13 protein-coding genes are annotated in these 14,568 nt (G+C 67.4%); 8 read left to right on the forward strand and 5 right to left on the reverse strand.

The genetic code is table 11. The features are described from left to right. The first annotated feature begins 42 nt into the window (after nucleotides 1–42). The 6 genes from FHS55_RS00940 to FHS55_RS00965 all read left to right on the forward strand — a co-directional run bounded on the left by FHS55_RS00940 (nucleotide 43) and on the right by FHS55_RS00965 (nucleotide 6,153). Nucleotides 43–687, forward strand: a complete 645-nt coding sequence (locus tag FHS55_RS00940; RefSeq protein ID WP_425485776.1) for an amino acid ABC transporter permease — start codon at nucleotides 43–45, stop codon at nucleotides 685–687. Further along, the gene (locus FHS55_RS00945; RefSeq protein WP_183187810.1) at nucleotides 684–1,355 is read left to right on the forward strand and encodes an amino acid ABC transporter permease; all 672 of its coding nucleotides are present in this window, start codon (nucleotides 684–686) and stop codon (nucleotides 1,353–1,355) included. Before FHS55_RS00940 ends, FHS55_RS00945 begins: the two co-directional genes overlap by 4 nt. A gap of 16 nt (nucleotides 1,356–1,371) precedes the next feature. Beyond that, nucleotides 1,372–2,202, forward strand: coding sequence for an amino acid ABC transporter ATP-binding protein (locus FHS55_RS00950; protein ID WP_210286807.1), 831 nt, complete (start codon nucleotides 1,372–1,374; stop codon nucleotides 2,200–2,202). A gap of 128 nt (nucleotides 2,203–2,330) precedes the next feature. After that, entirely contained in the window at nucleotides 2,331–3,182 is an 852-nt protein-coding gene (locus FHS55_RS00955) for a transporter substrate-binding domain-containing protein (RefSeq protein WP_183187811.1), read from the forward strand. A 368-nt stretch (nucleotides 3,183–3,550) separates the two neighbouring features. Further along, nucleotides 3,551–5,476, forward strand: coding sequence for a hypothetical protein (locus FHS55_RS00960; RefSeq protein WP_183187812.1), 1,926 nt, complete (start codon nucleotides 3,551–3,553; stop codon nucleotides 5,474–5,476). 86 nt (nucleotides 5,477–5,562) lie between these two features. Further along, nucleotides 5,563–6,153: a DUF1989 domain-containing protein gene (locus FHS55_RS00965; protein WP_183187813.1), complete on the forward strand. Its 591-nt coding sequence runs from the start codon at nucleotides 5,563–5,565 to the stop codon at nucleotides 6,151–6,153. 74 nt (nucleotides 6,154–6,227) lie between these two features. On the opposite strand, the gene FHS55_RS00970 is transcribed toward FHS55_RS00965, so the two are convergent. From FHS55_RS00970 to cyoA, 5 genes are read right to left on the reverse strand one after another with little or no spacing between them, the layout of a single operon-like run. Next, a complete protein-coding gene (locus tag FHS55_RS00970; protein WP_484477010.1) occupies nucleotides 6,228–6,977 on the reverse strand; it encodes an SURF1 family protein in 750 nt (249 codons plus the stop codon). A gap of 44 nt (nucleotides 6,978–7,021) precedes the next feature. Then, nucleotides 7,022–7,414 (reverse strand): cytochrome o ubiquinol oxidase subunit IV, encoded by a 393-nt coding sequence (gene cyoD / locus FHS55_RS00975; RefSeq protein WP_183187814.1) that lies wholly within the window; start codon nucleotides 7,412–7,414, stop codon nucleotides 7,022–7,024. Beyond that, nucleotides 7,411–8,037, reverse strand: coding sequence for a cytochrome o ubiquinol oxidase subunit III (gene cyoC / locus FHS55_RS00980; RefSeq protein ID WP_183187815.1), 627 nt, complete (start codon nucleotides 8,035–8,037; stop codon nucleotides 7,411–7,413). Before cyoC ends, cyoD begins: the two co-directional genes overlap by 4 nt. After that, a complete protein-coding gene (cyoB, locus tag FHS55_RS00985; protein WP_183187816.1) occupies nucleotides 8,034–10,046 on the reverse strand; it encodes a cytochrome o ubiquinol oxidase subunit I in 2,013 nt (670 codons plus the stop codon). Before cyoB ends, cyoC begins: the two co-directional genes overlap by 4 nt. An 8-nt stretch (nucleotides 10,047–10,054) precedes the next feature. Then, nucleotides 10,055–11,245 carry a ubiquinol oxidase subunit II gene (gene cyoA / locus FHS55_RS00990; protein ID WP_183188577.1) on the reverse strand — a complete coding sequence of 397 codons (1,191 nt, stop codon included), beginning with the start codon at nucleotides 11,243–11,245 and terminating at the stop codon, nucleotides 10,055–10,057. Between the two features lie 197 nt (nucleotides 11,246–11,442). On the opposite strand from cyoA, the gene FHS55_RS00995 reads away from it, so the two are divergent. Then, complete coding sequence (locus tag FHS55_RS00995) at nucleotides 11,443–12,762, forward strand: MFS transporter (RefSeq protein WP_183187817.1); 1,320 nt, start codon at nucleotides 11,443–11,445, stop codon at nucleotides 12,760–12,762. Nucleotides 12,763–12,921: 159 nt separating this feature from the next. Then, complete coding sequence (locus FHS55_RS01000) at nucleotides 12,922–14,412, forward strand: MFS transporter (protein ID WP_183187818.1); 1,491 nt, start codon at nucleotides 12,922–12,924, stop codon at nucleotides 14,410–14,412. Nucleotides 14,413–14,568: the final 156 nt, after the last annotated feature.

Here is a 14,568-nt window from a genome sequence, read left to right on the forward strand (position 1 = left end):
CCATCGGACGCCGCGCCGGGAGCCTTGATGTTCAATACCGAGATCATCGTCAAATCCCTGCCGATGCTGCTGCAGGCCTCGGTGTGGACCGTGGTCTATTCGCTCACCTCGGTGGCGATCGGCTTCTGCATCGGCACGCTGATGTGCGCGGCGGGTCTGTCCTCCTCGCGCCTCGGGCGGGGCGTCGCTGCCTTTTATGTGAGCTTCTTCCGCGGCGTGCCGCTGCTTGTGCAGTTGCTCATCTCCTATTACTGCCTGCCGCTGATCGGCCTCAACGTGCCGTCCTCGGTGGCGGCGGTGGGCACGCTCGCCTTGTGCACCGGCGCCTATATCGCAGAGATCCTGCGCGGCGGCTTCCTCGGCATTCCGCCCGGGCTGATCGAGGCGGCGCGCATGGTGGGCCTGTCCCGCGCGCAGATTCTCACCCGCATCGAGGTGCCGATGGCGGTGCGCTTCACGCTGCCCGCGCTGGTCAACGAGACGACGATGATGGTGAAGGCCTCCTCGCTCATCTCGGTGGTCGGCGTTCTGGAGCTGACGCGGCTCGCCCAGAACATCGCGACCTCGACCTTCCAGCCGCTGGAGATCTACCTCACGGCGGGGGCGATCTATTTCGTCATCAACGCCGTCATTTCCTCGGCGGGCACGCTGGTCGAGGGACGGTTCAAGGCGGAGACGGCGCGATGAGCTTCAACCTCGCCATTCTTACCGACAACTGGCGCGAACTGCTCGACGGCATGGTGCTGACCGTCCTCATCTGGGTGGCCGGCACGGTGCTGGGGCTCGCCATCGGTCTCATGGTCGCGGTGGTGCAGCTGCTCACCAACCGCTGGATCGCGGCGCCGCTGAATGTCTATGTCGCTGTCATGCGCGGCACGCCGTTCCTCATCCAGCTCTTCATCATCTATTATGGCGGGCCGTTCTTCGGGCTCGACCTCACCCCCATGGTGGCGGGCGTGGCCGGGCTGGCGCTTTATGGCGGGGCCTATTTCTCCGAGATCTTCCGCGCCGGCTTCGTCTCCGTGCCGCCCGGCCAGATCGAGGCGGCGCGCATGATGGGCATTTCTCGCCTCGCCATCGTGCGCCATGTGCAGCTGCCGCAGATGCTGGTCATCATCCTGCCGGCGCTGGCCAACATGACCGTGCTGCTGTCCAAGGAAACGGCGGTGCTCTCGGTCATCACCGTGAATGAGCTGACCTCGGTGGTGCAGTCGATCGGCTCCACCACCTTCGCCTTCGCCGAGACGCTGCTGTTCCTTGCGCTCGTCTACTGGGCGTTCCTCGAAATCGTCACCGCCGCGGCGCGCCGGCTGGAGAAGCGGGTCGGCCGCTTCATGCTGCGCACCCAGAACTGAACCGGAGAGGGCGGACATGGCTGAAGAGAAGACCCCCAATTCCCGTCCGATCATCGATGTGCGCGGCGTGTGGAAGCGCTTCGGTTCGGCCGAGGTGCTCAAGGGCATCGATCTGCAGATCAAGAAATCCGAAGTCACCTGCATCATCGGGCCGTCCGGCTCGGGCAAGTCGACCCTGCTGCGCTGCATCGCCTTCCTGGAGGAATACAGCGAGGGCGAGATCTATATCGAGGGCGAGCTGCTCGGCTTCTCGCTGGAGAATGGCGGGCGCCGGCGCGTCTCGGATGCCGAAGTCGACCGCGTGCGGCGCAATGTCGGCTTCGTGTTCCAGCAGTTCAACCTGTGGCCGCACATGAGCGCGCTGGAGAATGTCGCCATGCCGCTGAAGCTCTCGCGCGGCATGGCGCGCGAGGAGGCGGCGCGGCGCGCCCGGGCCATGCTGGAAAAGGTGGGCCTCGGCCATCGCGCGCAGGCCTATCCCAGCCAGCTCTCCGGCGGCCAGCAGCAGCGCGTCGGCATCGCCCGCGCGCTGGCCATGGAGCCGCACATCATGCTGTTCGACGAGCCGACCTCGGCGCTCGACCCCGAACTGGTCGGCGAGGTGCTGCAGGTGATGCGCGACCTCGCCAGCGAGGGCATGACCATGGCCGTGGTCACGCATGAAATGGGCTTCGCGGCCCAGGTCGCCGACACCGTGATGTTCATCGACCACGGCATCATCGCCGCCTCCGGCTCGCCCAATGAGGTGTTCCGCGAGAATGCCAACCCAAGGCTGCGCCAGTTCCTCCAGAACTACTTCGAGCGTAACGTGTTCTGGCAGGGCTCCGAGGGCGCCGCGGCGCCTTAGGCGGCAAGGATGGGTGGCGGCGTGTGCCGCGTTGCGGCACGCAATTCATTATGTCTATACTTAAATCCACAAGGCCGGGCCGGTGGCATGAGGCTGCCCGGACCCTGGCAGGGGAACAGGAGAATTACATGAAACAGCTTACCCGGCGCTCGGCCGTGACCCGCACCCTGCGCATCGCCGCGCTCGGCGTCGCGGCTTCGATGGCGCTGACCGGTCTCGCCCGGGCCGAGGATCTGCTCGCCAAGGTCAAGGCCAAGGGTGAACTCACCGTCGGCACCGAGCTGCAATTCGCGCCCTTCGACTTCGTCGAGGACGGTAAGCAGGCCGGCATGAACAAGGAGATCTTCGCAGAGATCGGCAAGGAACTCGGCGTCAAGATCGCCTTCCTCGACCTGCCCTGGCCGAGCGTGCTGCCGGGCCTCGAGGCCGGAAAGTTCGACATGGTGGCCGGCCCCGCCACCATCACCAAGGCCCGCATGGAGCGCTACCGCTTCACCTCGCCGATCGCCAACGCCACCGTCGCCATCCTGAAGAAGAAGGGCGACACCTCGATCACCAAGCCCGAGGACATCGCCGGCAAGAAGGTGGGCAGCGCCAAGGCGACCGCCCAGCTCGCGCAGCTGCAGGAATTCGCCAAGACCCTGCCGACGCCGCCGACCATCCAGGAATATGTCGATTTCAGCCAGTCCTATGCCGATCTGGGCGCCGGCCGCGTCGTCGCGGTGGCCAATTCGCTGCCGAACATCGCCTTCCTCGCCAAGTCCAAGCCCGACGTGTTCGAAGTCGTGGAGCCGCCCTTCGGCAAGCCGGTCTATTTCGGCTTTATCGGCACCAAGGCCGAGGACGCCAAGTCGCTGATGGACGCGGTCGACGCGGTCATCATCAAGATGAAGCATGACGGGCGCCTCGCGGCCCTGCAGAAGAAGTGGTTCGGCACCGAGATGGCGACCCCCGACCAGGTGACGGACGCGAGCTTCTGATCCTCGCGAGCGCTTCTGGACTGCCATGATCCCGGATCGGCCCTGCCGGTCCGGGATTTTCCTTGTCCGCAGCAACGTCGCGCGCAGCTCATCCCTGTGCCGGGAGGCTTGAGCGGGGCGCGCGCGGGTGCGGCTGCGCGGCGATTGCGCTCAACGCCCTATCCGTCCGCGTTCGGGAAAAGCCGACCCGACCCACGGGGCTGCCACCGGCCATCCCGCGTCCCGATGCGTGGCGCGGGTCCAATCGGCACTATCGGTCGCCGAGCGATTGGGGTAGCTCGGCTTCATGCTGCCATGACGGCTTGCCAAACCGGTTCCGCATGGGCCGAAATGGCCGAATCTTCTGCTAGCAATGGAATACCGCCGATATGATCCCCCTGCCGCAAAAGCCCGAGCTGAGCCTGTCGATCGGCCTTGTGGGGTACCACCTTGCCGATCTGCCGGAGGCGGCGCGGGCGTCGATGGTCCGCTCCCTCGGCTCCACGCTGGCGGTGATCGATGAGGCGTCCCGGCGGCATCGCAACGCGCATCAGGGAATCTTCGCGCCGGCCGACCCCCGGCTTCGCCTGCTCGCCGGTCTTGCCGAGGGCGCCGATCCGGCGGTTCTGGAAGCCCTGCCGGCAGGCTGGCAGGGCTTTGCCCTGCTGCCCTTCGCGCGCGCGCGCTGCCGCGAGGCCCTGACGCCCGGTACCCGTGGTGATCGCGACCTGCGGCCGGCCTTCGATGCCGCGCTGGTCCGCGCCACCGCCGTGATCGAACTGCCGGAGGACGGGCGCGGCGCCGAGAGCGAGGCCGCCGGCTCTGCGCGGCTCGACGAGTTCCTCGTGCGCCAGTCGGATCTTCTTGTCGCGGTGTGGGACGGTCGGCCAGCCATGGCGTCCGGCGGCACGGCGCAGGTGGTGGCCCGTGCCCTCGGCGAGGGCATACCCGTCATCTGGATCGCGCCCGACACGGACGCTCCACCACGGGTGATCACCGCGCTGGCCGACATCGACCGGGCGGCCGAACTCGCCGATGCCACAAACGGGCCGATCGCGGCGGTGATCGCGGCGCTGTTCGCCCTGCCACGCGCGCGGGAAGGCCGGCAACTGGAAGCCCCGACTGCTGACGTGGTCGAGCGCCTGCGGGAATTCTATGTCGAGCGGCCCCCCGCCGCCACGGCGTGGCCGGTCTATAGCTGGCTGGAGCTAGGCTGGCGCTTCTGGGCCTGGCAGCGCCGCATCGTGCATCGTGATCTCGACGACACTTACAAGGCCTGGCAGGGCTTCTTCGCGCGGGCGCCGGAGGCCGGCCCCTTCACCCGCGAAGTGCGCGCTGTGCTCGTGCCGCGCTGCGTGACGGCGGAGGCGCTCGCCGCGCATTACGCGATGACCTGCCGCAGCGCCTGTGTCGTGACCTACCTGCTGGCGGCCGTTGCGGTTCTGCTCCCGCTCATCGGCCTGTTGATGGCGGGCGGGGAGGGGCAGGTCGCGGGCGTGGCGGCGCATGTCCACGCACTGACGGGATCGGCCGGGTTGGTGGGCGGCGAACTCGCGGCGATCGGGCTGCTCGCCCTCATCGTCCTGCGCGGCCGGCGCGGCCGCTGGCGCGACAAGGCGCGCGACTACCGCGCGCTGGCGCAGGCGCTGCGTCCGCTGCGCTTCCTCGGGCTGCTCGGCGCCCATGATGCGCTGCGCCGGCCGGTCGACGCGCCGCACCAGGAAGATGCCTGGGTGGTTTGGTACATCCGCGCGACGCTGCGTGAACTCGGGCCGCCCGGCGCGGTGCTCGGTACCGCCTATCAGCAGGCCGTGCTCGCGGCGCAGACCACGGATCTCACGGCGCAGATCAACCATCATCAGGCCACGGCCCGGCGGCTGTCGGCCATGGAGCGGCGCCTGCGTCTCGGCGTGGACCGGCTCTTCGCGGGAGCGGGGGGGCTGCTGCTCGCCTTCCTGGCCGCCCTGGCGGTGATCTGCTTCTTCGGACCACAGCCCACGCCGTGGCAGGAGCCGGTCGTCGAAGGGCTCTATGCGCTCAAGGACTGGGTCGGTTTCTTCGCCGCCCTGCTGCCCGTGTTCGGCCTGGCACTGGCCGGCTTCCGCTTCTCCGGTGATTTCGCGGGTCTCGCCGCGCGTTCGCGCGCCACGGGCGATGCGCTGAGGCATCTCCAGCCCGCCTATGCGCGGGCGCTCGCCGTGCCGGAACTCGCCACCTCCTCCGCCGCGCTATCGGCCATCGCCCGGGCGGAGATGGCCGATAGCGCGGCGGGGCGCGCGCTCGACCGTGCTCGCCTGCCAACGCTGCCGGTCTGATCTGTCACGCCGCCGCCGCGGCGCCCGCACCGATAGAGGGGCTGTCCCTGTCCGCCATCCGCGTCGTCGTCGTTAAGGAGATTGTCATGATGATCCAGACCATTCCCGCCCGCCACGGCAAGGCCGTGCGCCTCGCCAGCGGCCAGGCGATCGAGGTGATCAACAGTTCGGGCACCCAGGTGGTGGACACCTGGGCGTTCTGCCCCGAGGATCTCGACCACCACATGTCGATGATGCACACGCGCGTCGAGAATGGCCGGCTGATGCCGGCGGTGGGCCACACGCTCTACACCAACCGGCGCGAGCCGATTCTGGTGCTGGAGGCGGATACGTCCTCGGGGATCCACGACACCATCATGGCCGCCTGTGACCGCTGGCGCTATGAGCGCCTTGGCTGTGCCGAATACCACCGCAACTGCGCCGACAACATGATCGAGGCGCTGGCCGATCTGGGACTCGACTTCCACCACATCCCCCAGCCGCTCAACCTGTTCATGAACATCCCGATCGAACAGGATTTCGCGCTGGTGCAGGGCACGCCGCCCTCCAAGGCCGGCGACAAGGTGGTGCTGCGCGCGGCGCGCGACTGCATCGTGGTGTTCTCGGCCTGCCCGCAGGACATCACGCCGATCAATGGCGGACTGCCGACCGACGCGCATTACGCGATCCTCGGCTAGGCGAGCGGGGCCCCGCCGCCGCTCGCATCTGGCGGCGGGGGAGGGCGCATCCATGGGAAGCCGGTCGGCGGATTTCAGACCCGCCGCCGCCACACCACCACGAAGCCGCCGATGCACAGCGCTGCGAGCGCGAACCAGGTGAGCGCATAGATGAGGTGGTTGTTGGAAAAGCCGACCACCGTCAGGCCGCCGACGGGAAAGCCGCCCGCCATCGGGGCGGCATCGGCGTCGACGAAATAGGGCGCGACAGCCACCAGCTTGTCCAGGCCGCGGGCCTCAGTGATGGCCGCGACATCGCGCGAATACCAGCGGTCGGCGGCGGGGTCGTTCTCGCGCAGGAAGCCGCCGCCCGGCTCGGTGAGCCGCATCAGGCCGATGAGGCGGGTCGGCCCCTCGATCTGCCCATCTGCCCGGCTGTCCGGCGCGCGGCGCTCGGGCGGCACGAAGCCGCGATTGACCAGCACGACGAAGCCGCGATTGGTGATGAAGGGCGTCACCACCCAGAACCCGCCGCCCTGCTCGGTGACGGCCTGAACCAGCGTCTCACGGTCATTGAGGAACTGGCCGTCCAACTCGACGCGCCGGTATTCGCTCTCGCCCGTGGGTGGGGCGGTGAAGGATTGCGGCCCCGGCGCGGGGATGGGTTCGGCATGGATGCGCGCGTCGACGCGGGCGATCAGATCGAGCTTCCAGAACAGGCGCTCGACCTGCCAGACGCCGAGGCCGCTGAACAGCACGGCGAAGGCCACGCACAGGAACAGAAGCGGCGCGCGCGCCCGCTGGCGCCGATCACCGAGGCCGCCGGCGCTCCGGCGTGGCGGCACGGCCTTGCCGGGCCTGATTTTCGGCGCCCCGGCGGGCGGTTTGCTCACAGCATCTGTCTCATGTCGTGGGCGCCCGGCATCATGTTGGTGTTGAGGTGGTACATCACCCACATCGAGCCGGCGAGCATGATGACCACCAGGATCAGCGTGAACACCAGCGCCAGCATGGACCATCCGCCTTCGGTGCGGAAGTTCATGTGCAGGAAGTACACCATGTGCACCACGATCTGCACGACGGCGAGACCCATGATGGCGAAGGCCGTGGCGGTGGCGCTGCCGAGCGCACCGGTCATCACCAGCCAGAACGGAATGGCGGTGAGGATGACCGACAGCACGAAGCCGATCATGTAGCCGCGCAGCGAGCCGTGCGGCTCGGCGCCGTGGGCGTCGTGCCCGTCTGCGGGGGCGTGCGCGGCGGAGGTGTCGTGCGCGCTCATCGCAGCACTCCCATCAGATAGACGAAGGTGAACACGCCGATCCAGACCACGTCCAGGAAGTGCCAGAACATGGACAGGCACATCAGCCGGCGCTTGTTGCCGGCGACCAGCCCGCGCTGCTTCACCTGCACCATCAGCGTGAACAGCCAGATCGTGCCGAAGGTGACGTGCAGCCCGTGCGTGCCGACCAGCACGAAGAAGGCGGACAGGAAGGCGCTGCGCTGGGGCGTGGCGCCCTCGACGATGAGGTGGTGGAACTCGTAGAGTTCGATCGACAGGAAGGCGATGCCGAACAGCGCGGTGATGGCGAGCCACGCCTGGGTGGCGGCCACGCGGTCCTTTTCCATCGTCAGCATGGCGAAGCCATAGGTGATGGAGGACAGCAGCAGCATGGAGGTGTTGAGCGCCACCAGCGGCAGGTCGAACAGTTCGCGCGGGCCGGGGCCGGCGGCGAAGCTGCCGCTCAGCACCGCAAAGGTGGCGAAAAGCACCGCGAAGATGAGGCAATCGCTCATCAGATAGATCCAGAAGCCCAGCGAGGTGCTGTGGCCTTCCGGGTGCGGATGCTCGTTCAGCTCGAAGAAGACGGGCGCATCGCTGGCGGGGGTCGCGGCGCTGCTCATGCTTTCACCTGTGCGGCGAGCAGCTTGGTGCGCGCCTCCTCCGTGCGGGCGATGACGTCGGCGGGGATGTCGAAATCGCGGTTGTAGTTGAAGGTGTGGGCGATTGCGGTGCCGAGCAGCGCGACGAAGGCGAGCGCCGCCAGCCACCAGATGTACCAGATCAGCGCGAAGCCGAGCACGAAGCTGATCGCCGCCAGGATCGGGCCGGTGCCGGAATTGCGCGGCATGTGGATCGGCTTGAACCCGGTGAGCGGGCGGGCGGCGCCGCGGCTCTTCATGTCCCACCACGCATCGAGCTCGTGCACCACCGGGGTGAAGGCGAAGTTGTAGTCCGGCGGCGGCGAGGAGGTGGCCCATTCCAGCGTGCGGCCGTCCCACGGGTCGCCCGTGGTGTCACGCAGCTTGTCGCGGTTCTTGATGCTGACGGCGATCTGGATCAGGAACGAGCCGATTCCCAGCGCGATGAGGAAGGCGCCGAAGGCGGCGATGATGAACCAGATGTGCAGCGAGGGGTCGTCGAACACGCGCAGCCGACGCGTCACGCCCATCAGGCCGAGCACGTAGAGCGGCATGAAGGCGACGTAGAAGCCCACCACCCAGAACCAGAACGACATCTTGCCCCAGAACGGATCCAGCCGGAAGCCGAACGCCTTGGGCCACCAGAAGGCGATGCCGGCGAACAGGCCGAACACCACGCCGCCGATGATCACGTTGTGGAAATGCGCGATCAGGAACAGCGAGTTGTGCAGCACGAAGTCGGCCGGCGGAACGGCCAGAAGCACGCCGGTCATGCCGCCGATCACGAAGGTCAGCATGAAGGCGATCGTGTACATCATCGGCAGCTCGAACCGGATGCGGCCGCGATACATGGTGAACAGCCAGTTGAACATCTTCGCGCCCGTCGGGATCGAGATGATCATGGTCGTGATCCCGAAGAACGAGTTCACGCTGGCGCCGGAGCCCATGGTGAAGAAGTGGTGCAGCCACACGAGGTAGGACAGGATGGTGATGACCACCGTCGCGTAGACCATCGAGGTGTAGCCGAACAGCTTCTTGCCGGAGAAGGCGGAGGTCACTTCCGAGAAGATGCCGAAGGCCGGCAGGATGAGGATGTAGACCTCCGGATGGCCCCAGATCCAGATCAGGTTCACGTACATCATCGGGTTGCCGCCGAGATCGTTCGTGAAGAAGTTGGTGCCGAGATAGCGGTCGGCGGTCAGCAGGGCCAGCGTCGCGGTCAGGATCGGGAAGGTGGCGACGATCAGCACGTTGGTGCAGAGCGAGGTCCAGGTGAAGACCGGCATCTTCATCATGGTCATGCCGGGCGCGCGCATCTTCACGATGGTGCAGATGAGGTTGATGCCCGATAGCGTGGTACCCACGCCGGCGATCTGCAGCGCCCAGATATAGTAATCCACACCCACATTGGGACTGTAGGCGATCCCCGACAGCGGGGGATAGGCGAGCCAGCCGGTCTGCGCGAACTCGCCGATGAACAGCGAGGTCATCACCAGGATGGCGCCCGACACCGTCATCCAGAACGAGAAATTGTTGAGGAACGGGAAGGAGACGTCGCGCGCGCCGATCTGCAGCGGCACCACATAGTTCATCAGGCCGGTGACCAGCGGCATCGCCACGAAGAAGATCATGATCACGCCATGGGCGGTGAACACCTGGTCATAGTGATGGGCCGGCAGGTAGCCGTCGGAGCCGCCGAAGGCCAGAGCCTGCTGCAGGCGCATCATGATGGCGTCGGCGAAACCGCGCAGCAGCATGATGATGCCGAGCACCATGTACATGATGCCGATGCGCTTGTGGTCGACGCTGGTGAACCACTCCTTCCAGAGATAGCCCCACAGGCGGAAATAGGTGATCGCCCCCAGCACCGCGATACCGCCAATGGCGACGGCGATGAACGTCGCGACCAGGATGGGCTCGTGATAGGGGATCGCCTCGAGGGTGAACCGGCCGAGGAGGAAGCTCGGCGCGATCGTCGGTTGCTCGGTCATGGGGGCCGTCAGGAGTTGGAGGGCCGGCGCGGGCCGGGAAGGGCCGCGCTCGACGGCAGACGGATCGGGGTGAGGGACGGCGCGTTCAGCGCCGGCAGCGGCAGGCCGGCGCCCTGCACGGGCGCGAGATCGCCGCTGCGCGCGGGTTTGGCCGCGGACAGGGTCAGCGCGGTGGACAGGTCCTCGGGAGTGCAGATGCCGACCACATAATTCGCCTGGCCGCCCAGCACGGTGCCGCGCCGGCTGTGCTTGTCATAGGTTAGCGGCAGCGTGTTGGTGACGCTCGCGATGTCCTGCCCGCCCTTGGCGTCGATCGCCATCATGTCGCTCATGCACATCTTGCCGGGCTCGACGCACAGGTTGAGGATGGCGTCGAACAGGGTGGGGTCGATGGCGGCGAAGCGCTGCACCGGCACGTTCTGGCTCGGCTTCTCCAGTTCGAGATAGTTCGCGCGGGTCAGCTGGCTCTCGGCCGTGCGGGCCTCGTTCACCCAGGCGGCGAAGGCGGCATCGTCCAGCGCCCGGAAGCGGAACGACATGCCCGAGAATCCGGCACCGGAATAATTGGACGAGAAGCCGCGCGAATCGACGGGCGAATTGGCAACGGCATTCAGCTCCGTGCGCATCGCCGGCATGGCGTAGATCATGCCGGCCAGCGTGGGAACGTAGAACGCGTTCATCACCGAGGACGCGGTAATGTGGAAGCGAATTGGCCGGTCCACCGGGGCGGCGAGGTCGTTGACCGTGGCGATGCCCTGTTCGGGGTAGATGAACAGCCATTTCCAGTCGAGCGCGACGACCTGCACGTCGAGCGGCTTCACGTCGGCGGGCACCGGCTGGTCGGCGGAGATGCGGTCAAGCGGGCGCCACGGATCGAGCAGGTGCGTACCCATCCAGGTCAGCGCGCCGAGGCAGATGATGATGAGCAGCGGCGCCGACCAAATCACCAGCTCCATCTGCGTGGAGTGGCTCCATTCCGGCTCGTAGCGCGCGGTCGTGTTCGACGCGCGGTATTTCCAGGCGAAGAACGCGGTCAGCGCCATCACCGGGATGATGATAAGCAGCATGAGCAGGGTCGAGACGACCAGGAGGTCACGCTGCTGTGCAGCGACATCCCCCGTCGGGGCGAGCACGACGAAGTTGCAGCCGCTGAGTGCCGCGGCCAGCGGCAGCAGCGCGATGAGATGAAGGCGACGCAACGACATGTACACCCACGATGTTCCACATTTGGCGCCAATAGCTGCATCGCAGCAATTCCAATATCAAGTCAAAGATGCCATGTCGAAGTGTCGCATCCCTGCCATGGGGGATCGATGCTAACCGTGCCGTGCGATATCGAAAGGCCGGAACGGGCGTCAGACTAGAGTTTATATCTTTTCAAGATTTGGTAAGAACGATGGCCTCAACAACGACAACGCTTGAGCAGGACGCTCGGGAAATTCATGCTCATGGCGGAGATGTGCATCCCGGCGAGATAGCGGTGGGCGTTGTCATCGGCCGCGCTTCCGAGTTCTTCGATTTCTTCGTCTATGCCATCGCCTCGGTGGTGGTGTTTCCGAAACTTGTCTTCCCCTTCGTCGACCCCCTGACGGGCACGCTTTACTCGTTCGCGATCTTTGCCCTTGCTTTCATCGCCCGTCCGTTCGGCACCACGCTGTTCATGGCGATCGACCGGCATCACGGCCGCGGTGCCAAGCTGACGGCGGCGCTGTTCCTGCTGGGCACCTCCACCGTCGCCATCGCCTTCCTGCCCTCGCACGATACGCTGGGCAGCGCGGTGGTGTGGATGCTGGCGATCCTGCGAATCGGGCAGGGGCTCGCCTGGGGCGGTACCTGGGACGGGCTCGCCCCGCTTCTGGCCATGCGGGCACCGGAAGGCCGGCGCGGCTGGTATGCCATGCTGCCGCAGCTCGGCGCGCTGATCGGCCTGATCATCGCCAGCGCGCTGTTCGCGTTCTTCCTCGGCAATCTCTCGGCGGCCGATTTCTTCGACTGGGGCTGGCGCTATCCGTTCTTCGTCGCCTTCGCCATCAACGTGGTGGCACTGTTTTCCCGCCTGCGCATGGCGGTGACGCCGCAATATGCCGCGCTGTTCGAGAGCGGCGACCTCGAGCCGCAGCCGGTGATCGACACGCTGCGCTCGGAGGGCAAGGACATCCTGATCGGCGCCTTCGCGCCGCTGGCGACCTTCGCGCTGTTCCACATGGTCACGGTGTTTCCGCTCTCCTGGGTGTTCCTGTTCACCTCGGAACGGCCGACCCGCTTCCTCATCATCGAGGTGGGGGCGGCGTTCTGCGGCCTCGTCGCGGTATTCGCCTCGGGCGTGATCGCCGACCGGATCGGCCGGCGCCGGCTGCTCGCGGGCTCGGCGGTGGCGATCGCCGTGTTCAGCGGCTTCGCCCCGCAATTCCTGGCCGGCGGCTTTCTCGGCGAAACCGTGTTCATGGTCGTCGCCTTCATCCTGCTCGGCATTTCCTTCGGTCAGTCCTCGGGCATCGTCGCCTCCAAGTTCACGCCGAAATACCGCTACACCGCCTCGGCGCTGACCAATGACTTCGCCTGGCTGTTCGGCGCCGGCTTCGCCCCGCTCGCCGCCTTGCTGCTGTCGAGCCATTTCGGCCTGTCGGCCTCCGGCGGTTATCTGCTCTCGGGCGCGATCTGCACCATGGTGGCGCTGACGCTCAACCGCCGCCTCGAACTCGCCGCCGCCGGCTGATCGTCCAGCGCGGGGCGGCGCCGCCGAAAAAGGCCCGCGCGGGGAGGACACTGCGCCTGTACTTGGATAAGCTAGCGGACCTCTCGCCAGAGAGGCCCGCCCGGTTTTCCGCTGCGCTCCGATGGGGACGGCATGTCATCCCTTCCAGACCTCCCGCCCGTGTCCGCGCCCCGCTCGCTACTGGACCGGCTGCTCGTGGAGCCGGCGCCGCTCCGATGGTTCGAGGGCAAGGACTGGCATCCCTGGCTCGTGGTCGGGCTGGTATCCGTGGGCGCCTTTGTCGGCCAGCTCGACGCGACCATCGTGCAGCTTGCGCTGCCGGCGCTGGGCCGGGTATTCGACGCGCCGATCGAGCATGTCAGCTGGATCGCGCTGGCCTATCTCGCGGCGTTCGTGTCCTTCCTGCCGATCTTCGGCCGGCTGTGCGAGATGTTCGGCCGCAAGACGCTGTACATCGCCGGCTACGCCATTTTCATCGTGGCGAGCGCGCTGTGCGGCTTTGCCGGCAGTTTCGAGCAACTGGTGCTGTTCCGCTTCCTCCAGGGGGTCGGCGGCTCGCTGCTGGGGGCCAACAGCATTTCCATCCTGGTGAAGGCCGTCCCGCCGGAGCAGCGCGGGCGGGCGCTGGGCTTCTTCGCGGCGGCGCAGGCGGTGGGCATGAGCGCCGGGCCGGCGCTGGGCGGGCTGGTGCTCGCCACGCTCGGCTGGCGCTGGATCTTCTGGCTCACTGTGCCGTTCGGCGCGCTCGCCGTGCTGGTCGGCTGGCTCGCCTTGCCCCGCAGCACCGGCATTGATCGCGGTGCGCCGTTCGACTGGGGCGGCGCGCTGCTCATCGGCCCGGCTTTGGTGCTGGTCGTGGCGGTGCTGAACCATGTGTCGTCCTGGGGGCTGGTCTCGCCCTACACACTGGGCGGTCTCGCCCTCGCCCTCGTGCTGCTGGCGCTGCTCGTCCGCCGCGAGCGCCGCTTTCCCGCGCCGCTGATCGATCCGCGCCTGTTCGCGAGTGCCGCGTTCAGCAGCGGGGCGCTCGCGGTGGCTCTCGGCTATGCGCTGCTGTTCGGCATGTTCTTCCTCATGTCCTTCGCGCAGGAGCACGGCTTCGGCGAGCCGCCGCGCGAGGCGGGATTCCACCTCGCCATCATCCCGGTGGCGATCGGCCTGTCGGCGCCGTTCAGCAACGGGGTCCGCCAGCGTCTTGGCAGCCGCCGCATCGGCTGGGTGGCGATGGCGTCGAGCCTGGCCGGCGTCGGGCTGTTGATCGCCACGCTCGGGCGGGTGGAGGACCACCGGCTGTTCGATGCCATCGCCTATGCGCTGTTCGGCATCGGGCTCGGCCTGTTCATCGCGCCGAACAACGCGGTCACCATCGCCGCCGTGGCGCCGGCCCTGTCGGGTGCCGCCGGCTCGCTGCTCAACCTGATGCGGGCGCTGGGCACCAGCCTGGGCGTCGCGGGCGGAGCGACCCTCTTGACCTGGCATCTCGCGGCGATCGAGGGCGACGGGAGTGCCTGGCAGACGGCGAGTGCCGCCGGACTGCTCGCGGCGGTGCGCGAGAGTCTGCCGCTGCTTGTCGTCATCGCCCTGCTCGCCGCCATCGCCGCCGTGTTTGCCGCCTGCCGGGTGGGAAGCGGTCCGGGCCGGTCCGCGTGAGGCAGGGCAGGGTCTTTGCCGCCCTGCCTTGCCGCCTCGCCCCGACTGGGGAGGCGCCGTGCAGCCCGAAGTGACGGACGGCGCGCGTGAACCCCCGCCTGCGGGTTCGCGGTTTCCATCCGGCGGCGGCGGGTCTAGATTGACGCGATGCGCGGC

This window comes from Ancylobacter tetraedralis (assembly GCF_014195655.1).
GTDB classification, from domain to species: domain Bacteria; phylum Pseudomonadota; class Alphaproteobacteria; order Rhizobiales; family Xanthobacteraceae; genus Ancylobacter; species Ancylobacter tetraedralis.